The organism is Mycolicibacterium vulneris (assembly GCF_002104765.1).
GTDB classification, from domain to species: Bacteria; Actinomycetota; Actinomycetes; order Mycobacteriales; family Mycobacteriaceae; genus Mycobacterium; species Mycobacterium vulneris.
This window is the reverse complement of sequence record NZ_NCXM01000027.1, coordinates 1-20,714: the sequence shown is the minus strand read 5'-3', so window position 1 is coordinate 20,714 and position 20,714 is coordinate 1. Positions and strand designations below refer to the sequence as shown.

Annotated in this window: 20 protein-coding genes; 6 read left to right on the top strand and 14 right to left on the bottom strand. The window is 68.2% G+C overall.

Annotation, left to right across the window (positions count from 1 at the left end; genetic code table 11):
- Positions 1-24: 24 nt before the first annotated feature.
- A complete protein-coding gene (locus B8W69_RS22320; protein ID WP_085291944.1) occupies positions 25-1,440 on the top strand; it encodes a class II fumarate hydratase in 1,416 nt (471 codons plus the stop codon).
- A gap of 53 nt (positions 1,441-1,493) precedes the next feature.
- Entirely contained in the window at positions 1,494-2,489 is a 996-nt protein-coding gene (locus B8W69_RS22315; protein ID WP_085291943.1) for a flagellar basal body-associated FliL family protein, read from the top strand.
- Positions 2,490-2,505: 16 nt separating this feature from the next.
- Here the strand turns inward: B8W69_RS22315 and B8W69_RS22310 are convergent, their stop codons facing one another.
- The 5 genes from B8W69_RS22310 to glyA form a co-directional block, all read right to left on the bottom strand.
- Positions 2,506-3,948, bottom strand: coding sequence for an adenylate/guanylate cyclase domain-containing protein (locus B8W69_RS22310; protein ID WP_085291942.1), 1,443 nt, complete (start codon positions 3,946-3,948; stop codon positions 2,506-2,508).
- A 150-nt stretch (positions 3,949-4,098) separates the two neighbouring features.
- Positions 4,099-4,974, bottom strand: a complete 876-nt coding sequence (locus B8W69_RS22305) for a polysaccharide deacetylase family protein (protein WP_085291941.1) — start codon at positions 4,972-4,974, stop codon at positions 4,099-4,101.
- A 55-nt stretch (positions 4,975-5,029) separates the two neighbouring features.
- Complete coding sequence (gene phoH2, locus B8W69_RS22300) at positions 5,030-6,331, bottom strand: RNA 5'-3' helicase PhoH2 (RefSeq protein WP_007776610.1); 1,302 nt, start codon at positions 6,329-6,331, stop codon at positions 5,030-5,032.
- Between the two features lie 251 nt (positions 6,332-6,582).
- Positions 6,583-7,410 (bottom strand): acyl-ACP desaturase, encoded by an 828-nt coding sequence (locus B8W69_RS22295; protein ID WP_085292013.1) that lies wholly within the window; start codon positions 7,408-7,410, stop codon positions 6,583-6,585.
- Positions 7,411-7,518: 108 nt separating this feature from the next.
- On the bottom strand, positions 7,519-8,799 hold the full coding sequence (gene glyA / locus B8W69_RS22290) for a serine hydroxymethyltransferase (protein WP_085291940.1): 1,281 nt from the start codon (positions 8,797-8,799) through the stop codon (positions 7,519-7,521).
- Between the two features lie 116 nt (positions 8,800-8,915).
- Between glyA and coaA the strand changes: the two genes are divergently transcribed.
- Positions 8,916-9,854: a type I pantothenate kinase gene (gene coaA, locus B8W69_RS22285; protein WP_044487112.1), complete on the top strand. Its 939-nt coding sequence runs from the start codon at positions 8,916-8,918 to the stop codon at positions 9,852-9,854.
- 36 nt (positions 9,855-9,890) lie between these two features.
- Here the strand turns inward: coaA and B8W69_RS22280 are convergent, their stop codons facing one another.
- The 3 genes from B8W69_RS22280 to B8W69_RS22270 form a co-directional block, all read right to left on the bottom strand.
- On the bottom strand, positions 9,891-10,313 hold the full coding sequence (locus B8W69_RS22280; RefSeq protein ID WP_085291939.1) for a hypothetical protein: 423 nt from the start codon (positions 10,311-10,313) through the stop codon (positions 9,891-9,893).
- A gap of 250 nt (positions 10,314-10,563) precedes the next feature.
- Positions 10,564-11,934 (bottom strand): hypothetical protein, encoded by a 1,371-nt coding sequence (locus B8W69_RS22275; RefSeq protein ID WP_085291938.1) that lies wholly within the window; start codon positions 11,932-11,934, stop codon positions 10,564-10,566.
- Between the two features lie 47 nt (positions 11,935-11,981).
- On the bottom strand, positions 11,982-12,770 hold the full coding sequence (locus B8W69_RS22270) for a (2Z,6E)-farnesyl diphosphate synthase (protein ID WP_064882012.1): 789 nt from the start codon (positions 12,768-12,770) through the stop codon (positions 11,982-11,984).
- Between the two features lie 169 nt (positions 12,771-12,939).
- Between B8W69_RS22270 and trhA the strand changes: the two genes are divergently transcribed.
- Positions 12,940-13,713 carry a PAQR family membrane homeostasis protein TrhA gene (trhA, locus tag B8W69_RS22265; RefSeq protein ID WP_085291937.1) on the top strand — a complete coding sequence of 258 codons (774 nt, stop codon included), beginning with the start codon at positions 12,940-12,942 and terminating at the stop codon, positions 13,711-13,713.
- On the opposite strand, the gene B8W69_RS22260 is transcribed toward trhA, so the two are convergent.
- The 4 genes from B8W69_RS22260 to mca all read right to left on the bottom strand — a co-directional run bounded on the left by B8W69_RS22260 (position 13,710) and on the right by mca (position 17,580).
- Positions 13,710-14,093, bottom strand: coding sequence for a nuclear transport factor 2 family protein (locus tag B8W69_RS22260; RefSeq protein WP_085291936.1), 384 nt, complete (start codon positions 14,091-14,093; stop codon positions 13,710-13,712). The genes trhA and B8W69_RS22260 overlap by 4 nt on opposite strands.
- A 301-nt stretch (positions 14,094-14,394) precedes the next feature.
- On the bottom strand, positions 14,395-16,413 hold the full coding sequence (locus tag B8W69_RS22255) for a thioredoxin domain-containing protein (protein ID WP_085291935.1): 2,019 nt from the start codon (positions 16,411-16,413) through the stop codon (positions 14,395-14,397).
- A complete protein-coding gene (locus B8W69_RS22250; protein WP_085291934.1) occupies positions 16,400-16,711 on the bottom strand; it encodes a hypothetical protein in 312 nt (103 codons plus the stop codon). Before B8W69_RS22250 ends, B8W69_RS22255 begins: the two co-directional genes overlap by 14 nt.
- Complete coding sequence (gene mca / locus B8W69_RS22245; RefSeq protein WP_085291933.1) at positions 16,708-17,580, bottom strand: mycothiol conjugate amidase Mca; 873 nt, start codon at positions 17,578-17,580, stop codon at positions 16,708-16,710. The genes B8W69_RS22250 and mca overlap by 4 nt, the downstream gene beginning before the upstream one ends.
- Before the next feature lie 122 nt (positions 17,581-17,702).
- Here mca and B8W69_RS22240 point away from each other — a divergent pair, with 122 nt between their 5' ends.
- Both B8W69_RS22240 and greA read left to right on the top strand, forming a co-directional pair.
- Complete coding sequence (locus B8W69_RS22240) at positions 17,703-18,137, top strand: DUF4307 domain-containing protein (protein WP_085291932.1); 435 nt, start codon at positions 17,703-17,705, stop codon at positions 18,135-18,137.
- 220 nt (positions 18,138-18,357) lie between these two features.
- Complete coding sequence (gene greA, locus B8W69_RS22235; RefSeq protein WP_064953998.1) at positions 18,358-18,852, top strand: transcription elongation factor GreA; 495 nt, start codon at positions 18,358-18,360, stop codon at positions 18,850-18,852.
- A gap of 87 nt (positions 18,853-18,939) precedes the next feature.
- On the opposite strand, the gene B8W69_RS22230 is transcribed toward greA, so the two are convergent.
- Positions 18,940-20,118, bottom strand: coding sequence for a cystathionine gamma-synthase (locus tag B8W69_RS22230; RefSeq protein WP_085291931.1), 1,179 nt, complete (start codon positions 20,116-20,118; stop codon positions 18,940-18,942).
- 11 nt (positions 20,119-20,129) lie between these two features.
- Positions 20,130-20,714, bottom strand: a 585-nt coding sequence (locus B8W69_RS22225) for an Rv1078 family RDD domain-containing protein (RefSeq protein ID WP_181447461.1), incomplete at its 5' end; no start/stop codon positions are given.

The following is a 20,714-nucleotide window of genomic DNA, read 5'->3' as shown; positions in this document are numbered from 1 at the left end:
ATCGAAGAACGAGGAAGCCGCTTTATGGGCGCTGAAAACGTCGAAGACACCGAGTACCGCATCGAGCACGACACCATGGGCGAGGTGCGCGTACCCGCAAAGGCGTTGTGGCGCGCGCAGACCCAGCGCGCGGTCGAGAACTTCCCGATTTCGGGCCGCGGCCTGGAACGCACCCAGATCCGCGCGTTGGGCCTGCTGAAGGGCGCCTGCGCGCAGGTCAACAAGGACCTCGGGCTGCTGGCGCCGGAGAAGGCGGACGCGATCATCGCCGCGGCGGCCGAGATCGCCGACGGCCAGCACGACGACCAGTTCCCCATCGACGTCTTCCAGACCGGTTCGGGCACCAGCTCCAACATGAACACCAACGAGGTGATCGCCAGCATCGCGGCCGCCAACGGTGTGACGGTGCACCCCAACGACGACGTCAACATGTCGCAGTCGTCGAATGACACCTTCCCCACCGCGACGCACATCGCGGCCACCGAGGCTGCCGTGCGTCATCTCATCCCCGCCCTCGAGGTGCTGCACGCCGCCCTGGCAGGCAAGGCCCGCGAGTGGCACACCGTGGTCAAGTCGGGCCGCACCCACCTGATGGACGCCGTCCCGGTGACGCTCGGTCAGGAATTCAGCGGATACGCCCGGCAGATCGAGGCGGGCATCGAGCGGGTGCGCGCGACCCTGCCCCGGCTCGGCGAGCTGGCCATCGGCGGCACCGCGGTCGGTACCGGCCTGAACGCCCCCGACGGCTTCGGCGCCAAGGTGGTCGAGACGTTGGTCGCCTCCACCGGCCTGAGTGAATTGCGCACGGCGGCAAACTCATTCGAGGCGCAGGCGGCGCGCGACGGGCTGGTCGAGGCTTCCGGTGCGCTGCGAACCATCGCCGTGTCGTTGACCAAGATCGCCAATGACGTGCGCTGGATGGGGTCGGGCCCGCTGACCGGCCTGGCCGAGATCCAGCTACCCGACCTGCAGCCGGGTAGCTCAATCATGCCGGGCAAGGTTAATCCCGTTCTGCCCGAGGCGGTCACGCAGGTCGCCGCGCAGGTGATCGGTAACGACGCCGCGGTCGCGTGGGGCGGTGGGAACGGTGCGTTCGAGCTCAACGTCTACATCCCGATGATGGCCCGCAACATCCTCGAGTCCTTCAAGCTGCTGACCAACGTGTCCAAGCTGTTCGCCGAGCGCTGCATCACCGGGCTGGTCGCCAACGTGGAGCACCTGCGCGAGCTGGCCGAGTCGTCGCCGTCCATCGTGACGCCGCTGAACTCGGTGATCGGTTACGAGGAGGCCGCCGCGGTGGCCAAGCAAGCGCTCAAGGAGCGCAAGACGATTCGTCAGACCGTGATCGATCGCGGCCTGATCGGCGACAAGTTGTCGATCGAGGAACTCGACCGGCGGCTCGACGTGCTGGCGATGGCCAAGGTCAAGCCCGAAGACTGAGCCGGCCGTCCGGGGGTGACGGCGGTGGTCGACGAGAGTAAGGGTGGTTTTGCATGACGGCTCCTCCCGGTGGTCCCTACGGTCAGGGGCCCTACGGAAGCAATCCGTATGGCCAGGACCCGAATTGGGGCGGCCAGCCGCAGGGCGGTCCAGGCCCCTACCCGCAGGGCGGTCCAGGCCCTTACCCGCAGGGCGGTCCAGGGCCCTATCCGCAGGGCGGTCCGTACGCCTACCCGCCGCCGGGTGGGCCGTACCCATATCAGCAGTATCCCCAACCCGGACAACAGTTTCCGCCGGGTGGCCCCGGCGGGCCCTACCCTCCGGGGCCGCCGCCGGGTGGGTCCGGCTCCAAGCTGCCGTGGCTGATCGTCGCCGGTCTGGTTGTGCTGGCGGTCATCGCGCTGGTGGCGACCCTGCTGGTGATGCGGGGCGGCCACGACAACAAGGCGGCCACCGCGCCCTCGACAACGAGCACCTCGGTCGCGCAGCCGAAGAACTCCGCGCAGAACGCAACCGACTGCACCCCGAACGTGTCCGGCGGTGAGATGCCGCGGGGCGATTCGATCTCCGCGGGCAAGCTGTCGTTCCCCGCCAGTGCGGCGCCGGGGGGGTGGACGGTGTTCTCCGACGACCAGGGCCCGAACCTGATCGGCGGGCTGGGGGTCGCCCAGGACGTGCCGGGAGCCAATCAGTGGATGATGACGGCCGAGGTCGGCGTCACCAATTTCGTTTCCAGCATGGACCTTACGGCGCAAGCCACGAAGTTGATGCAATGCATCGTCGCGGGCCCCGGCTACGCCAACGCCCAGCCCACGCTCGGACCGACGAAGTCGTCGTCGATCACCGTCGACGGCACCAAGGCGGCCCGGGTCGACGCGGACGTCACGATCGCCGATCCCAGCCGCAACGTCAAGGGCGACTCCGTCACCATCATCGCCGTCGACACCAAGCCGGTCACCGTGTTCATCGGCAGCACACCCATCGGTGACGCCGCCTCGGCGGGGCTCGTCGGCAAAATCATTGCCGCGCTGAAGGTCTCGAAGTCCTGACGCGGGCTATGCGCGGCTAGCCGGCCGGGCCGGTCGGTGCCGAGACGTGGGTGGCCTCGGATCGCCCGCGCAGCACGGTGGAATAGCATTCGGCCCACTGCGCGCGCTCGGCCTCACCCGCGGCGTCGATGGCGCCCGCCGAGCAGAGGATCCGCCGATCCGAGGTTTTGGCGAGGTCGGCCAGCCGCGCTGCTTCGTTGACGGCGTCACCGATCACGGTGTATTCGTACCGGTTTTCGGCGCCGACGTTGCCGGCGAACACCCGACCCGCCGACACACCGATGCCGAAATCGACCGGCAGCCTGCGCAGTTGGGAGCCGAGCGCACGGGCGGTCGCCAACGCCGACGACGCGGGCTCGCTGATCGGCAACGGCACCCCGAAGACGGCGAGTGCGGCATCCCCGGCGAATTTGTTGATCAGCCCGTGGTGTTCGTCGACGGCGTGCACGACGATCCGGAAGAAGTCGTTGAGCACCTCCGCGACCTCTTGCGGGGGGCGGCTTTCGGCGAGCTGGGTGGACCCCACCAGGTCGATGAAAAGCACCGCCGCTTCGACCACGTCGCCCGACAGCGTGGCCCCTTCGGTGAGGGCGCGTTGTGCGACGTCGGCGCCGACATGGCGGCCGAACAGGTCACGCAGCCGGTCGCGCTCGGCCAGGCCTGCCACCATTCGGTTGAATCCCGTTTGCAGGCGCCCGATTTGGGATCGTTCGTAGGCGCCGACATACGTTTCCATGCGGCCGTGCTCGACCTCGGCCATCGCGTCGACGACCTCGCCGACCGGATCCGAGATGGACCGCGAGGTCAGGATCATCGTGGGCAGCCCCAGCACGAGCGCCGCCAGCGACACCACCAGAATCGGTACGTCCAGTGACGCCGACTTCTCGATCAGCCAGCCATACGAGCGGAGAACGACCAGCGTCGCGATGATGGCGATGGGAAAGGCGCTGCACAAGAACCACAGCAGAACCAGCCGCGCGTACACGCTCGGCACTGCCAGCCGCGGCTCGGCGCCCAGCGTGGCGGCGCGCATGATGGGCCGCAGGGTGCGTTGCGCGAGCAGCATCCCGGTGCCGGCGGCGGCCGATCCGCCGAGCAGCACGCCGAGCACGATGGGCAGCAGAAGTTGCGGTCCGCCAGTCAGATTCAGCAGGATGAAGATCCCGCCGGTCATCGCCCAAGACGTCACCAGGATCGCCGACTGGCGCCCGGCCAGCCTCATCACGGCTTCGCGTTGTTGTGGGGTGGGTTCGTCACCCGCGACGAACCAGCGCACGGTGGGCGCCAGGCTGACCGCGCCGGCTACCGCGACGCTGACGATGCCCAGCACGATGAGCAGCACCACGGGCACGGTGTTCTGCCGCGCGAAGTCCGCGTTGGCGCCGACGGAAGTGTGGCCCCGCAACGGAATCAGGATGGCCGCCGCCTCGACGACTGCCAGCACGTAGGACATGCTCATATCGAACGCGTATTGAAACAACCACCGTCGAAAGGACTTTCGTTCATCGGGCTGCCGCGCCGGGCCACGCCATGATGGCGGAAGCCGATCCCGAAGCCAGCCCACGGTGATCACCCTATAAAGGTAGCCGCGTTTGGTCCGAAATTTGCTCTACGCACCGTTGTTCGGCCCGCCCGAGTTCTGCCCTGGGATGTCGGTTATCGGGAAATTCGGCATCGGTTTCGGTGAGGGCGTGTTGGGCAGCGTGGGGATGTCGGCGGGCGGGATGTCGTGCAGGCCGTTGACGGGTGGACCGTTATCCCGACTGCCGTAACTGCTGCCGGGAGAACGCGATCCCAGCAGGTCGCTGACTGTCACCAACCGGTAGCCGTTGGCCTTGAGCACGGGGATGAACTGATACACCAGATCGACGGTGCTCGAGTAGGTGCTGTGCAGCAGGACCACCGAGCCCGGCTTGACGTAGGTCATCAGCATGTAGCGCGTCGCCGCCGTGTTCGAGTCGTTCGCCCAATCGAAAGGGATCACATCCCAGAGGATTTCGGCCAGACCGAATTGGCCGGCGGCCTGGCGCACTACCGGGTCGGACAATCCGCCCGCGGGGCGATACAGGTTGGGGGTGCGGCCGGTCGCGGCGGTGATCGCGTCGTTGGCCTTGGAGAACTGGGCGGCAATGTCCTCACGCGGGATCGTGGTCATGTTGGGGTGTTCCCAGGTGTGGCTGGCGACCTCCATTCCCGCGTCGGCGATGCGCTTGGCCCCGGCGGGGTTGGCGGCCACCTTGTTGCCGATCAGGAAGAAGGTGGCTTTGGCGTCGTTCTCCTTCAGGATTTGCAGCAGCCGCTCATCGAACGGCCCCGGCCCGTCGTCGAACGTCAAGGCGACGCACTTGACGACCGAACAGCTGAGGTCATCGGCGCGCGTCACGTGACCCGTGAGCCCGCCGATCACCAGCACCGCGACGGCCGCCGCCACACCGACAACCGTGCGCCAGTAGCGCCAGGCTTGGGTGTCGGGTCGTTTCGCCACCGTCGAAGTTTATCGAAGGGGGGCCTACCCGGGGTCGAGCGTTAGTCAGGCGCCCTCACTGCGGGCCGGCGATCTCCTCGAGCATCTCGGTGACCAGGGCGGCAATCGGGGACCGCTCACTGCGCAACAGGGTGATGTGGGCGAACAGCGGATGGCCCTTGAGCTTCTCGATCACCGCCGCGACCCCGTCGTGTCGGCCGACTCGCAGGTTGTCGCGCTGCGCGATGTCGTGCGTCAACACCACCCGCGATCCGGTGCCCAGCCTGGACAGGACCGTCAGCAGGACGTTGCGTTCCAGCGACTGCGCCTCGTCGACGATCACGAACGAATCGTGCAGCGACCGGCCCCGGATGTGGGTCAGCGGCAGTACCTCGAGCATGCCTCGGGACAGCACTTCCTCGAGCACCGCCGGGCTGGCGAGGCCCTCGAGGGTGTCGAAGACGGCTTGCGCCCACGGGCCCATCTTTTCGCTCTCGCTGCCGGGCAGGTATCCGAGCTCCTGCCCGCCGACGGCGTAGAGCGGCCGGAAGACCACCACCTTGCGCTGGGTCCGCCGCTCCAACACCGCCTCCAGGCCGGCGCACAACGCGAGCGCCGACTTGCCGGTGCCGGCCTTGCCGCCCAGCGACACGATGCCCACCGACTCGTCGAGCAGCAGGTCGAGCGCCACGCGCTGCTCGGCCGAGCGGCCGCGCAGCCCGAACACCTCGCGGTCGCCGCGCACCAGCTGCACCCGCTTGTCCGCGTTGACCCGGCCCAGCGCGTGAGAGCTTCCACCGAGCAGCCGAACCCCGGTGTGGCAGGGCAGGTCTCGCGCTTCCACCAGATCGATCTCGCCGTCGGTGAACAGCGCGTCGATGTCCTCGGTGGCGGTCTCGATTTCGCGCATCCCGGACCACCCGGAGGCCACCACGTCCTGCGCGTGGTACTCGTCGGCGGCCAGGCCCACCGCGGCAGCCTTGACACGAAGCGGAATGTCCTTGCTGACCAGCGTAACTCGCTTGCCTTCGGCGGCGAGGTTGGCGGCACAGCTCAGGATCCGGGAGTCGTTGCTGTCGCTGCGGAAACCCGCCGGCAGCACCGACGGGTCCGTGTGGTTGAGCTCGACATGCAGCGAACCGCCCTGCGTGCCAACGGGAATGGGCTGATCCAGTCGTCCGTGCAACAGCCGAAGATCGTCGAACAGCCGCAAGGACTGGCGGGCGAACCATCCCAGCTCATGGTGGTGGCGTTTGGCCTCCAGCTCGCTGATCACCACCAACGGAACAACCACCTCGTGTTCGGCGAACCGGCTGCACGCCCAAGGGTCGGACAGCAGCACGGAAGTGTCGATCACGTAGGTCCGGATTTCGGTCACGTAGCGCTCCTCGAGCGGGATGAGCCCGCGCGGACCCGCACAGGCATGTCGACGGGAACCGCAGCACCAGGACCGGGGCCGGTCCTTCCGTTGTGGTGACGGGAGGTGCCGCCCTGGCAGCAGAGCATGACGCTGACCATCGGGATCGACGCTACTCCCGTGGCCGCATGCGCGCTGTGCAGGCGCGCCGACGTGGCGAGCCGCGACCACCTTCGCGGGCGGCCGATGTTGAGGGGCGCGTGCAGGCCGGCTTAGCCGACGATCAATTGCCGCAGTGCAGGCTCGTCCGCGAGCCCCCATGCGGTGATGCGGTCGGAGATCGCCTGACGCAGCTGCTCCGGGCCGAAAATGCCTGCCTGTTCGACGTTCTGCACCTTGTCCGCGTACGAGTCGATGTCGGCGCCGGGCACCTTCAGGTCGGCCGCGCGGGCGGCGATCGCCGCGATGGTCTCGTCGCGGGTGTACTCGAGGCAGTGCGCGACGAGGTTGGAGAAGAAGACCTCGTGGCGGCGCTCGTCGCGGGCGATCCGGTCGACGAGGCCGGCCAGGATGGGCTCCTCGAGCTTGGCGGCCAGGTTTTCACAGAACACGGCATGGGTGCGTTCGACGAACGCCATGTGCACCAACGTTTCCACCTGTGAGTAGGTGTCGGCCCGGTAGCCCTTCATGACGTACTGGACGCGGGCCTCTTCGTTGGCGGTCGGGTCGACCTCGCGGGTCACCACCAGGTACTCGCGCAGCGCGATGGCGTGCAGGTGCTCCTCGGCGGTCCACCGGCCCAGCCAGCGGCCCCAGTAGTCCTCCAGGATGAAGTGCTCGACCAGCTCGCGGTGGTGGGCGGCCAGGTTGTCCTTGAGCAGCAACATGATCTCGCAGGCATCCGTCAACGGCCTGGGCAGCGTCATCGCCGACGGATCCCAGTCGCGCCCACCGAGGAAGGCGAAGTTCTCGCCCCGGTCGAACGGCACGTAATCGTGCGCGAACCAGAGTTCTTCGGTGGACAGGTGGCGGTCGATGTTTGCTTCGACGACCGGCTCGAGTTCCAGGGTCAGCGCGTTAGCGACAGGTCTTTCGGCCATGAGATAACTGTAACCCGCGTACACAGGTTCATGAAATCGACCGGGTCGTGTCGCGGCAACTGGTGACTTTGGTCCTCAAAGCCGCGTGGCCGGGCCGTCCGGCGCGGGTCAGCGGCCGACCAGCGCCCAGTCTTCCAGGCCGTCGTACAGCGGAAACTCCTGCGCCAGCCGCGTCACGCGCTGCCGCAGTCCGGCCACGTCGGCCGAGGTGCCGGCCGCCAGCGCGGTGGCGATGACGTCGGCCACCTCGCTGAACTCGGCGTCGCCGAAGCCGCGAGTGGCCAGGGCGGGGGTCCCGATCCGCAGCCCCGAGGTGACCATCGGCGGGCGCGGGTCGTTGGGCACGGCGTTGCGGTTGACGGTGATGCCGACCTCGTGCAGCAGGTCCTCGGCGGCCTGACCGTCCAGCGGGGAGTTGCGCAGGTCCACCAGCACCAGGTGCACGTCGGTGCCGCCGCTGACCACCGACACGCCCGCCTTCGCGACATCGGCGGCCAACAGGCGGTCGGCGAGGATGCGCGCGCCGGACAGCGTGCGCTGCTGCCGCTCGACGAATTCCGGGGTGCTCGCGATCTTCAGCGCGACGGCCTTGCCCGCGATGACGTGCATGAGCGGGCCACCCTGCTGGCCGGGGAACACGGCCGAGTTCACGGCCTTGGCGTACTCCTGCTTGCCCAGGATCATGCCCGAGCGGCCGCCGCCGAGCGTCTTGTGAATGGTGGTCGAGACGATGTCGGCGTGCGGCACCGGGGACGGGTGCAGCCCGGCCGCGACCAGGCCCGCGAAGTGCGCCATGTCCACCCAGAGCTTGGCGTCGACCTCGTCGGCGATCGACCGGAAGGCCGCGAAGTCGAGGATCCGCGGATAGGCCGACCAGCCGGCGATGATCACCTTCGGACGGAATTCCAGCGCCTGCGCGCGCACCGCGTCCATGTCGACCAGATGCGTCGTCGGGTCGACGCCGTAGAAGCCGTTCTCGTAGAGCTTGCCGGAGAAGTTCAGCTTCATGCCGTGCGTCAGGTGACCACCGTTGGCCAGGTCCAGACCCAGCAGCCGCTCCCCCGGCGACATCAGCGCGTGCAGCACCGCGGCGTTGGCCTGCGCGCCCGAATGCGGCTGCACGTTGGCGAAGTCGGCGCCGAAGAGCGCCTTGGCCCGGTCGCGGGCGATGTTCTCCACGACGTCGACGTACTCGCAGCCGCCGTAGTAGCGCCGCCCGGGCAACCCCTCGGCGTACTTGTTGGTCAGCACGCTGCCCTGTGCCTGCAGCACCGCGCGCGGCACGAAATTCTCCGAAGCGATCATCTCGAGGGTGTCGCGTTGCCGGCCGAGTTCTTTGCCGAGGAGCTCGGCGATATCCGGGTCGACGTCGGCCAGCGGGGCGGACATCACGGACGTCGAGGGGCGGGCGTCAGGTGCAGCAGTCACGGCCGCCAGTCTATCCAGCGTCGAGTTTTCGCCAGCCCAGCCGTCGGGCTTTTCGGCGCCCCTGCAACACTTGCACTATGCCGCGGCTTAGCGAGCCGAGCCCATATGTGGAGTTCGACCGAAAGCAATGGCGTGCGCTTCGTATGTCGACGCCGCTGGCCCTCACCGAGGAAGAACTCGTCGGGCTGCGCGGTTTGGGTGAACAAATCGACCTGCTCGAAGTCGAAGAGGTCTACTTGCCGCTGGCCCGGCTCATTCACCTGCAGGTCGCAGCGCGCCAGCGATTGTTCGCCGCCACCGCCGAATTCCTCGGCGAGCCTCAGCAGAACCCGGACCGGCCGGTGCCGTTCATCATCGGGGTGGCCGGCAGCGTGGCGGTCGGCAAGTCGACGACTGCCCGTGTGCTGCAGGCCCTGTTGGCGCGGTGGGATCACCACCCGCGCGTCGACCTGGTCACCACCGACGGCTTCCTGTACCCGAATGCCGAGCTGGACCGGCGGAACCTGATGCACCGCAAGGGGTTTCCGGAAAGCTATAACCGTCGCGCGTTGATGCGGTTCGTGACCTCGGTCAAATCCGGTTCGGACTACGCGTGCGCGCCGGTGTATTCGCACCTGAAATACGACATCATCCCCGGGGCCAAGCATGTGGTCCGTCACCCCGACATCTTGATCCTGGAGGGCCTCAACGTTCTGCAGACCGGTCCGACCCTGATGGTGTCGGACCTGTTCGACTTCGGCGTGTACGTCGACGCCCGGATCGAAGACATCGAGCAGTGGTACGTATCGCGATTCCTGGCCATGCGTAGCACCGCCTTCGCGGATCCCGAATCGCACTTCCACCACTACTCGGCCCTCAACGACACCAAGGCGGTCGCCGCCGCTCGCGAGATCTGGCGGTCGATCAACCGTCCCAACCTGGTCGAGAACATCCTTCCGACCCGGCCGCGCGCCACCCTGGTATTGCGCAAGGACGCCGATCACTCCATCAACCGGTTGCGACTGCGCAAGCTCTGACGCTTTGACGCGGCCCACACCGGCGGGGTCGGCAGATCACGCCTCGAGGCGACGCAGTCCCAGGTACTGCAGCCCCGCGAACGCCGCCGTGTACACGCCGCTGGCCAGAGTCATCGCGACGCCGGTGCCGGTCAGCGGCAGCGCTTCGGCGGCCACGATCGCGGCCAGCGTGAAGGCGACGTTGACCACCGCGACGCTGATACCGAGACGCCGCAGTTCCGGGAGCGCCCCGAGGCTGAAGACCAGCAGGCCGGCGATCACGAACACCACGCCCACGGCGTACTCCTGGAAGGACGTCAGGCCGGTCAGCGACGAGATCGGGTCGGCGAAAAAGGCGATGGCCAACCCGCTCAACCCCGTCAGGGTCGCGTCGGCACGCACGGCAAACCGCAACAGCGAGTCCGTCGAGTCGTAGAGGGGCCGGGTCGGGATGCTTGAAACACCGGTGATCGAGCTCATGTGCTTACTCCTCGCGATGGCGGGTTGGGGTCGAACAGCTTTGAGGGTGCCGCCAGTGCACTGCCATATCGACTCGTGGCGCTGCCAACTGCTGCCACGGATACAACGACGAGGTGGTTCGGCCGACTATTCCCATCGGCGGGTAAACATTTGACACGCGCCAATCGCGGGGGCTCAGCGGCCCCACGAGTCACAGGGACACGGGCACAGCACTGTGCCGCCGGCGACCGCGGTGACTGAAGTAGCCGTTCTAGTCGCTGGGAACCGGGACCCGGCCGCGAAGATCGGCGGCGATCAGGCGGGCGGCGGCGTTCTGCCAGTTGTGCAGCGAGCGCTGGGGAACCTCGGTGACGAACCACTGCCAGGCCTGCCGCGCGATCGGGTCCAGACCCGAGGCGGTGGCGTTCTGCGCGTACGCGCGCACCCCGGCGACGTAGGGGAAATACAGCGAGTTGTAGTGCCGCCACTCCTCGGTCGTTCCGAAGTCGCCGCCGTCGCGTGGCTTGAGCCGCGCTATGCCGTCGGCCAGCACGGCCTTGAGTTCGTTGGCCCGCTCGATCGGTTGGTCTGGGGCTCCTCGGGCCGCCAGCCGCGCGTCGATCACCGGCAACGCGGTCAGCGGGCTGGCGACCAGCTTGGTCAGGTCGCCGTAATGGCCCAGGGCGCGACGGGTGAGCCTGGCGAAGGTGACGTCGTCGACACCGGCCAGCGGATGCTCCTGGCGCAGCGGCAGCGCCGCCCCGGTATGGCGCAGCGCGGCCCGATCCGCCCGCAGCGCAGGCGATTTCGAGAACGCCAGCCGGTCGAGCACCCCGGCCAGCGGATCGGCGAGCACCTGCACTGTGATCGCGATCGCGAGGCTGGTGAACAGCAGCACGGTCAGGGCGGTCTGCGCGCCGGGCTCGTCGCGGGTCACCGCCAACCCGATCAGCGCCTGGCCGCCGAACAGCACCGCCACCGCCACCGAACCGGCGAACGAGCGCAGCATGTCGGCGCGCAGCGCGTGGCCCTCGTCGAAGGCGTCCCACAGGGCGACGGCGACCCCGAGCCCGAGGACGTCGCAACTCGTCGACGCCAGCGCAACCCAGCTGGGCACCAGGCCCAGCGGGATGACCAGGATCGCGTTGCTCAGCGCGAAGAACAGCGTGGCGGTGACGGCGAGTCCCACGGCCGGCCGCGGACGCCGCGGGCGGCGCAGCGCGACGACCATCGCGCCGAGCGTCGACACCGAGATCACCGCGAACATCAGCCAGTGGCCCGGCCGCAGCGGCCCGTCGACGCTGCCGGCCAGCGCCGCCCCGAACAGGGTCAGTGCGGCCATCCCGCCCACGAGTAACACCTCGCGGGTGCGTGAACGCCAGCCATCACTGGGCCGGGACAGCTCCACGAGCACCGCGAACCACGCCACGCCGGGGATGGCCGTCAGGTAGATCTCGACGCGGCTCAGCAGCTGGGCATGCCCGGGGCCGGCGGTCCGAACCGCATCCAGGCCCACCACGAGCGCGAACCCGCACAGCCCGGTCGCCGCCAGCGCGAGGACGGGTTTACGCGGATCGCGGGCGGCCAGATACAGGCCCAGCCAGGCGCTCAGCGTGAATACCACCGCCGACAGCGCAGCCATGCCCTTAGTGTGGCACGCGCGCGAGCGCGCGCTGAAGGTCTCCGCGGCTACTTGCCGTGCCGGCGATCCCGGCGGCTGTAGTCACGCAGCGCGCGCAAGAAGTCGACGCGGCGGAAGGCCGGCCAATGCGTTTCGCAGAACCACATCTCCGAATAGGCGCTCTGCCACAGCAGGAATCCGGACAGCCGTTGCTCGCCCGAGGTGCGGATCACCAGGTCTGGGTCGGGTTGCCCGGACGTGTAGAGGTTTTCGGAGATGGCGTCGACGGTCACCGCATCGACGAGCTCCTCGGCGGTGGCGCCGTTGGCGAGTTCTTTGTTGAGCAACGCACGCACCGCGCCGACGATCTCCTGCCGGCCGCCGTAGCCGACGGCCACGTTGACGTGAAACGGCGCGACGCTGGGCGTGGACTCGACCGCACCGCGCAACCGGCGGGCCGGCTCGTCGCCGAGCAGTTCCAGGTCCCCCACCGTGCGCACGCTCCAGCGGTTGGCCGGTGCGCAGATCTCCTCCACGACGTCGGTGATGATTTCGATAAGGCCGGCCAGCTCGTCGGGATCGCGTTGCAGGTTTTCGGTGGACAGCAGGTAGACCGTGGTCATTTCGACCCCGGCTTCCTGACACCAGCGCAGCATCTCGGCGATCTTGGACGCGCCCATCCGGTAGCCGTAGCTGACGTCCTCATATCCCGCGTCGCGGGCCCACCGCCGGTTCCCGTCGCACAGCACGGCGATGTGCCGTGGCAGCTGGGACTTCGAGGCGGCCAGACCCTGCCTCAGCCGCAGCTCGTAGACGCGATACAGCGGCTCTTTGAGGCGCGGCGGGATAATTTCCACGAACATCCACCCTACTGCCAGCGGTGATTTATGCACCGGTCTCATTTCGGCGCGGTCAGCTGAGAAGTCGAGACTGCGCCGTAACCATCCCTGGCTACTGTGGATCCTGAGTAGACACCCCTGACCTTCCCACCGGTATCCCAAGTCGCGAGAACAAGACACAGGACACATGAGCAGCCAGACCAGCACCGTCCCCACCCCGGATCCCGAACCCGAGTCGATCGTTCCGGGCAACACTGTCGAGCAGTTCGTCGAGGGTGCCGCCCAGTTCTTGGGCAAGCCCCGGATGCGCGGCTGGATCCACTTCGTCTCGGCGTGGCTGGCCATCATCACCGGCGCCACGCTGGTGTCGGTGTCCTGGGCGGTCTCCTCCCCGCGTGCCGGCCATTCGACGCTGGTCTACGCGGCGGCGACGGTGGCGATGTTCGCGGTCAGCGCCACCTATCACCGGGTGCAGTGGAAGTCGGACGTCGCGCGCAGCCGGATGAAGCGGCTCGACCACTCGATGATCTTCGTGTTCATCGCCGGCAGCTACACCCCGTTCGCGCGGCTGGTCATGCCGCAGAACACCGGTGTGCTGGTGCAGTGCATCGTGTGGGGCGGCGCGGCGGCCGGCATCTCGCTCAAGATGTGCTGGCCGACGGCGCCTCGCTGGGTTGGCGTGCCGCTGTACCTGCTGTTGGGTTGGGTGGCCGTCTGGTTCGCCCCGACGATCCTGCACCAGGCCGGCGTGGCCGCGATGGTGCTGCTGGCGGTGGGCGGCGTGTTCTACAGCGTCGGCGGCATCTTCTACGGCCTGCGCTGGCCCGACCCGTGGCCGAAGACGTTCGGCTACCACGAGTTCTTCCACGCCTTCACCGCGATCGCGGCGATCCTGCACTACATCGCCATGTGGTTCGCCGTCTTCTACACCAGCGACCACGCCTGGTTGCTGGGCGGCTAGGCCGGGGCGACGTCGTCCTCCGGCGACCAGTAGGCCTTCATCGAGGCGATCTTGCCTTCGGGGTCAAAGATCATGACGTCGATCGGCTCGATCACCATCCGGTGCTCGCCCGCTTTCACGGTCAGCCGGAATTGGAAGGCCGCCTCGTTGCCGGCGACGCGCAGCGTCAGCAGTTCGCATTCGCGCTGCAGGTCGTTGACCGCGGAGTAGAAGCCGTGGATGGCCTGCCGGCCGATATGCACCTCGCCGCCGACCGGATCCTCGACGGTGGCGTCGTCGGCGTACAGCTCGACCAAGTCATCGGCGCTGCCCTTGGCGACCAACTCGATGTAGCGGTTGACCGTGTTTCTGATCGCTTCGGTCTTGGCGGCATTCGGCATGGGAGGCAGGGTAACCCCGGGTCAATGGTGATCGCCAGCGCGGCACGGCCGGGCGCAGCGGGTCACCACCATCGGCTTCAGTGGTGATCGCCAGCGCGGCACGGCCGGGCGCAGCGGGTCACCACCATCGGCTTCAGTGGTGATCGCCAGCGCGGCACGGCCGGGCGCAGCGGGTCACCACCATCGGCTTCAGTGGTGATCGCCAGCGCGGCACGGCCGGGCGCAGCGGGTCACCACCATCGGCTTCAGTGGTGATCGCCAGCGCGGCACGGCCGGGCGCAGCGGGTCACCACCATCGGCTTCAGTGGTGATCGGAAACACCCAGGGCGGCGGCCAGTTCGGCCTCGGCCGTCACCGGCAGGTCGCAGACCTGGCCGCGGCACACGTAGGCGGCGTCGGCGCCGCCCACCCGCGGCCGGCCGGTCAGCAGCGCCGACGAATCCACCTGCCCGCCCACAACGATCGCCCCGCCGGGCGCCAGCCGCCGCGCGTAGGCCAGCAGCACCGAGGCCGCCGGGTCGCAGGCGACCGCGATCTGCAGCGGTCCGCGCACCGCCGCTTCGGCTACGGCCAGCCAATGCCCGGCCGAACGCGGCGCGCGGTCCAGCAGCACCGAGTGCGCGCCGAGTGATTCGGCTGCGGCCCGCAGATACCGCTCGGCGCGGTCGCCGTCGACCAGGTGCGCGGCAGTCAGCAGCGCCTCGGTGATCGACGACGCTCCCGACGGAGTCGCGCCGTCCAGCGGGTCAGCCGGCCGGAGCACCAACTGCTCTGCATCGTCGGCGGTGTCGAACCAGCGGCCGGGTTGCGCCCGATCGGCGAAGTGCGCCAGCGCGGTGTCCAGCAGGTCGGTGGCCGCGGTCAGCCAGGTCGCATCGGCGCTCAGCTGATAGAGCGCAAGCAGCCCGGTGGCCAACATTGCGTGGTCCTCGAGGATGGCAACGCTGCCGCCCACCACGCCGCCCAGGCTGGCGCGTCGCAACCGGCCGTCGACGACATGCAATTTCAGCAGCGCCCGCGCGCAACGCCTTGCGGCGTCAATCAATTCGGGCTCGTCGAGCGCCACACCGGCCTCGACCAACGCGGTGATCGCCAGCCCATTCCACGATGTGACGACCTTGTCGTCACGCCCGGGCTGGGTTCGGGTATGCCGGGCGGCCAGCAGCGCGGAGCGCACGCGGTCCAGTCGTTGCGGATCCTCGGGATCGGCGGGTAGCTGCAGCACCGAGGCGCCGTGCTCGAACGTGCCGCCCGGAGTGACCGCGAAAACACCTGCTGCCCAGGGGCCGTCGTCGGGCCCCAGCACCTCGTTCAGCTGCGCTGGTGTCCAGACATAGGTCGAACCCTCGCGGCCGTCGGCGTCGGCGTCGAGCGACGAGGTGAACATGGCGCCGTCGGCGAGATCGTCGAGCAGGAATCGGGCGGTCTGGGCGGTGACCCGGCGCGCCAGCGGATCACCGGTGCGCCTCGCCCAGTGCGCGTAGGCGCGCAGCAGCAGCGCGTTGTCGTACAGCATCTTCTCGAAATGCGGGACCACCCAAGCGTTGTCGACGCTGTAGCGGGCGAATCCGCCGCCGAGCTGGTCGTAGATGCCGCCGCGCGCCATCGCGTTGCCGGTGTGCGCGACCGCCGCGAGCGCCGCCGGCGAGCCGGTGCGCTCGAAGTGCCGCAGCAGCGCCTCGAGCAGCGCCGACGGCGGGAATTTGGGCGCGCCGCCGAACCCGCCGTGCGCCGTGTCGCGTTCCTTGAGCAGCGTGGCGACGGCGTGGTCACACAGCTCGGGCGCCACGGCCGGACCGGCACCCGGGAGAGCCGAAGCCATCTTGCGTAACTCACCGGCGATATTGTCGGAGGCCTCCTCCACCTCATCACGACGCTCCCGCCAGGTGGCGGATACGGCCGAAAGAAGTTGCAGGAAGCCTTCTTTCGGATAGTACGTGCCGCAGAAGAAGGGGCGCCCGTCCGGCGTGAGGAAACACGTCATCGGCCAGCCGCCGTGCCCGGTGAGCGCGACCGTGGCGTTCATGTACACCGCGTCGATGTCCGGGCGTTCCTCACGGTCGACCTTGACGCAGACGAACCCCGCGTTCATCGCAGCGGCTATTTCGTCGTCCTCGAACGATTCGTGGGCCATGACGTGGCACCAGTGGCAGGCCGCGTAGCCGACCGAGAGCAGGATCGGCACGTCGCGGGCGGCGGCGTCGGCCAGCGCCTCAGGGGTCCACTGCTGCCAATGCACCGGATTGTCGGCGTGCTGGCGCAGATACGGGCTGGTCGCCAGCCCAAGGGTATTCGTCGAAGCGGGGTCAGCCGGGCTCATCGCCGGGCCCCGGGGATCCGGGCGATCCGTCCGCCTGGTCGGGGGCGCCGTCCCGGTCGACCGCGTCGGTGCCCTCGTCGGCCGCCTGGTCCGGTTCGGGATGCTTGGGATCGAACGATTCCGGAACCTTCTTCAGCTGCCGGTTCATCGACCGCAGCAGAAACAGCGTGCTGATCAGGAGCAGCACGACGATCAGCAGCCCGACCGGGCTGGCCTTGCCGAAATCGGGGCCGGTGTGGTGGGGCGGGCCGTCGGCCTGCCAGCCGGCGGCGGTCACGATCAGATAGAGATGATTCACTCGTCGCTCTCGATTCCGGCGAACAGGTCGTCCTCGGGCAGCCGGACCGGGACACGCGAGCGCGCCAACTCGAATTCCTCAGTGGGCCAGAGCCGTTGCTGCCACGCGATGGGAGCGGCGAAGAAGTCGTGGTCGGGGTCGATCTGGGTGGTGTGCGCGCGCAGCGCGTCGTCGCGCTGACTGAAGTATGCCGAGCACTCGACTCGCGTGGTGACCCGCGACTCGAACGGATCGTGCTTGGCGTCCCAGTGTTCGAGCCACTTCTTGAACGGGGGTTCTTGACCGTGCTTGATGGCTTCGTCGTGCAGCAACTGCATCCGGGCGCGCAGGAATCCGTGGTTGTAGTAGAGCTTGGACACCGTCCACGGCTCACCGGCGTCCGGGAACAGCCGGTAATCGCCGGCCGCCTCAAATGCGCCGACCGAAACCTGGTGGCAGCGAATGTGATCGGGGTGGGGGTAGCCGCCGTTCTCGTCGTACGTGGTCATCACGTGCGGGCGGAACTCGCGGACCACGCGAACCAGCGCCTCGACCGACTCCTCCAGCGGCACCAGCGCGAAACAGCCCTCGGGCAACGGCGGCGGCGGATCACCCTGCGGCAGCCCGGAGTCGACGAAACCCAGCCAGGTGTGCTCCACGCCGAGTATCTCGGCGGCTTTGGCCATCTCGTCACGGCGGATTTCGGCGATGTGTCCATGCACCTCGGGCAGGTCCATCGCCGGGTTGAGAATGTCGCCGCGCTCGCCGCCAGTCAACGTCACCACCAGCACCCGGTGGCCCTCGTCGGCGTAGCGGGCCAGCGTGGCCGCGCCCTTGCTGGACTCGTCGTCGGGGTGGGCGTGCACCGCCATCAACCGAAATTCGCTCACGTACTCCCTTGTCACCTCTGGTGGTCGCCCGGTCTGACCCTATAATTCCAGTTCCGACTTCGTTGCATGCCGTCGGCTTGTGCCCGGCGGCCGACCACCAGGCATAACAGGCATAACCAGGTATGACCGAAACCCCGATTTCTCGTCCGGAGGCGCGCTACGGCCACTCCCGGCTGTCGCGTATCCCCCGGCGGTGGGTGATCGCCGCACTGGGCGCGCTGGTGATCGTGACGGGACTCGTCGTCGCCGTCATCGGTTATCACCGGTTCGGCACCAGCGACGTCAAGGGGACGATGGCCGGGTACCGGGTGATCGACGACCAGACCGCCTCGATAACGATCAGCGTGACGCGATCGGATCCGTCACGGCCGGTGGACTGCATCGTGCGGGTCCGTGCGCAGGACGGCAGCGAGACGGGCCGGCGCGAGCTGCTGGTCCCACCGTCGGACGCGGCCACCGTGCAGGTGACCACGACGGTGAAATCCTTCGAACCGCCGGTGGTGGCCGACATCTATGGTTGCGGCACCGATGTGCCCGCCTACCTGCGCCCAACGTGATCCTCCGATCCACGGCGAACTGCGAATATGGGGTCATCAACTGTTTGCGCGGTGGTAACATGGATGGATGCACGGTTCCGGTTGGGACCGTGTTGCTGCATTAGCGACCGTGAGCAAAACGGAGCGGCAGCACACGGGGAGGGACCCGCACGCTCCGGGGCGGCGGAGCTAACAGGACTTAACGCGAACTCGCGAAACAACATACGAGGAGCACGACGAGATGACGGACACTTCCGTGACCTGGCTGACCCAGGAGTCACACGATCGACTGAAGGCCGAGCTCGATCACCTGATCGCGAATCGTCCGGTCATCGCCGCGGAGATCAACGACCGCCGCGAGGAGGGCGACCTGCGCGAGAATGGCGGCTACCACGCCGCCCGCGAAGAGCAGGGTCAGCAGGAGGCCCGCATCCGTCAGCTGCAGGACCTGCTCAACAACGCCAAGGTCGGCGAGGCGCCCAAGCAGTCCGGCGTCGCGCTGCCCGGCTCGGTGGTGAAGGTCTACTACAACGGCGACAAGTCCGACACGGAGACCTTCCTGATCGCCACCCGCCAAGAGGGCGTCAACGACGGCAAGCTCGAGGTGTACTCGCCCAATTCGCCGCTGGGCGGCGCCCTGATCGACGCCAAGGAAGGCGAGACCCGCACCTACGTGGTGCCCAACGGCAACACCGTCGAGGTCACGCTGGTCAGCGCGGAGCCCTACCACTCCTGATCGGGTTCACCCCAGGCCTGATCGGGGGCTATCCCTGATGGTGGCGACCCGCCGCTTCACCCGGCTCCGCCGCGCTCGCGATCCCCATTAGCCCAGGGCCTGATCGAGATCGGCCAGCAGGTCGGCGATGTCCTCGATGCCGACCGACAGGCGCACCAGATCGTCGGGGACCTCCAATTGCGACCCGGCCGTCGAGGCGTGCGTCATCGCGCTGGGGTGCTCGATCAGCGACTCGACCCCGCCCAGCGATTCCGCCAGGATGAACACCTTGGTCTTGGCGCACAGATCACGGGCGGCGTCGCGGCCGCCGCGCATGCGGACCGAAACCATGCCGCCGAAGGCACTCATCTGCCGCGCGGCGACCTCATGGCCGGGGTGCGAGGGCAGGCCGGGATAGAGCACCGCGCTCACCGCGGGGTGGCCTTCAAGGAATTCCGCTACAGCAGAAGCGTTTTCGCTGTGCCGCTGCATGCGCAGCACCAGCGTCTTCAGGCCGCGCATGGTGAGGTAGGCGTCGAACGGGCCGGGCACCGCGCCGGCCCCGTTCTGCAGGAAGGCGAACGCCTCGTCCAGCTCCTGATCGTTGGTGATCAGTGCACCGCCCACCACGTCGGAGTGCCCACCGATGTATTTGGTGGTCGAGTGCAGCACGATGTCGGCGCCCAGCGTCAACGGCTGCTGCAGCGCTGGCGACGCAAAAGTGTTGTCCACCAACACCTTTGCCGGGTTTGTGGCATCCCGCCCGGCCGCGAGTTCGGCCAGCGCGGCGATGTCGGCGATGGACAGCAGCGGATTGGTGGGGGTTTCCGCCCAGATCAGCCGGGTTCGCGGCGTGATCGCGGCGGCGACGGCGTCCAGCTCGTGCAGCGCCACCGGCGTGTACTCGACGTTCCACTGCGTGAAGACCTTGTCGATCAGCCTGAAGGTGCCGCCGTAGGCGTCGTTCGGGATGACCACATGGTCGCCGGGGCGCAGCAGCGCGCGCAGGGCGCAGTCGGTGGCGGCCATGCCCGAACCGAAGGCCCGGCCGTAGACGCCGTCTTCGACCGCGGCCAGCGCGGCCTCCAGCGCGGCGCGGGTCGGGTTGCCGGTGCGCGCGTATTCGTACCCGCCGCGCAGGGCGCCGACACCGTCCTGGGCGAAGGTGCTGCTGGCGTAGATCGGGGCGTTCACCGCGCCGGTTGCCGGGTCCGGCCGATAGCCGGCGTGAATCGCTTTGGTGGCCGGCCCGGTGAACTCGGGGTGCCCGTTGCGGTCGTCGCTCATCGACGATCAGCCTAGGTGACGGCCGGCCTCTCGGCGCCGTCGATCGGCAAGCACACCGTCGACATGATCTTGTCCGCCAGCGTCTGACGCTTCGAATCCCACAGCGGGAAAAGGAAACCGATGAAGCAGATGATCGCGTCGACGAAGTGCGCCAGCGAGCGCACCACCGACAACCCGAACCCGATGGGTTGACCGGTGACCTCGCTGACCACCTTGAACTTCAGCACCGACTTGCCGACGCTCGACCCCGTGGTGCCCTGCCGGTAGCCGTAATTCCAGATCAAATAGAACAGCCCGATTATCGACGCCAGCCACTGCGCCACCATGCCGACGGTCGAGTTCTGGGTGGCGCAGTACTGGTTGACGGCGTACTGCGTGACGTCGGTGATGCAGGCGGTCTGCTGGGTGGCGACCAGGATCGCGGTGCCGATCCCGTGCACCACGACGTACGGGAGGATGTCGATGATGAACGCCAGCGCGCGGGTCAGCCACGGCGTGTAGGCCTGGGTCGGCAGCGTGCGGATCGCCGGCCCGGGTGGCGGCGGCGCGTATCCGCCGGCCGACGGCGGGGGCGGCGATCCGCACGCTGCCGACCC

What these genes read in the sequence shown, in the direction of transcription:
- B8W69_RS22275 (WP_085291938.1), bottom strand. Translation starts at nt 11,934, where the DNA reads ATGGCTGCGCTGTCGGCGGTGGTATTCACGCTGAGCGCCTGGCTGGGC.
- greA (WP_064953998.1), top strand. Translation starts at nt 18,358, where the DNA reads ATGACGGACACTTCCGTGACCTGGCTGACCCAGGAGTCACACGATCGA.
- glyA (WP_085291940.1), bottom strand. Translation starts at nt 8,799, where the DNA reads ATGTCCGCCCCGCTGGCCGACGTCGACCCGGATATCGCCGAGCTCCTC.
- B8W69_RS22320 (WP_085291944.1), top strand. Translation starts at nt 25, where the DNA reads ATGGGCGCTGAAAACGTCGAAGACACCGAGTACCGCATCGAGCACGAC.
- B8W69_RS22280 (WP_085291939.1), bottom strand. Translation starts at nt 10,313, where the DNA reads ATGAGCTCGATCACCGGTGTTTCAAGCATCCCGACCCGGCCCCTCTAC.
- B8W69_RS22295 (WP_085292013.1), bottom strand. Translation starts at nt 7,410, where the DNA reads ATGGCCGAAAGACCTGTCGCTAACGCGCTGACCCTGGAACTCGAGCCG.
- B8W69_RS22255 (WP_085291935.1), bottom strand. Translation starts at nt 16,413, where the DNA reads ATGAGCCCGGCTGACCCCGCTTCGACGAATACCCTTGGGCTGGCGACC.
- trhA (WP_085291937.1), top strand. Translation starts at nt 12,940, where the DNA reads ATGAGCAGCCAGACCAGCACCGTCCCCACCCCGGATCCCGAACCCGAG.
- B8W69_RS22230 (WP_085291931.1), bottom strand. Translation starts at nt 20,118, where the DNA reads ATGAGCGACGACCGCAACGGGCACCCCGAGTTCACCGGGCCGGCCACC.
- B8W69_RS22260 (WP_085291936.1), bottom strand. Translation starts at nt 14,093, where the DNA reads ATGCCGAATGCCGCCAAGACCGAAGCGATCAGAAACACGGTCAACCGC.
- coaA (WP_044487112.1), top strand. Translation starts at nt 8,916, where the DNA reads ATGCCGCGGCTTAGCGAGCCGAGCCCATATGTGGAGTTCGACCGAAAG.
- B8W69_RS22310 (WP_085291942.1), bottom strand. Translation starts at nt 3,948, where the DNA reads ATGAGCATGTCCTACGTGCTGGCAGTCGTCGAGGCGGCGGCCATCCTG.
- B8W69_RS22240 (WP_085291932.1), top strand. Translation starts at nt 17,703, where the DNA reads ATGACCGAAACCCCGATTTCTCGTCCGGAGGCGCGCTACGGCCACTCC.
- B8W69_RS22315 (WP_085291943.1), top strand. Translation starts at nt 1,494, where the DNA reads ATGACGGCTCCTCCCGGTGGTCCCTACGGTCAGGGGCCCTACGGAAGC.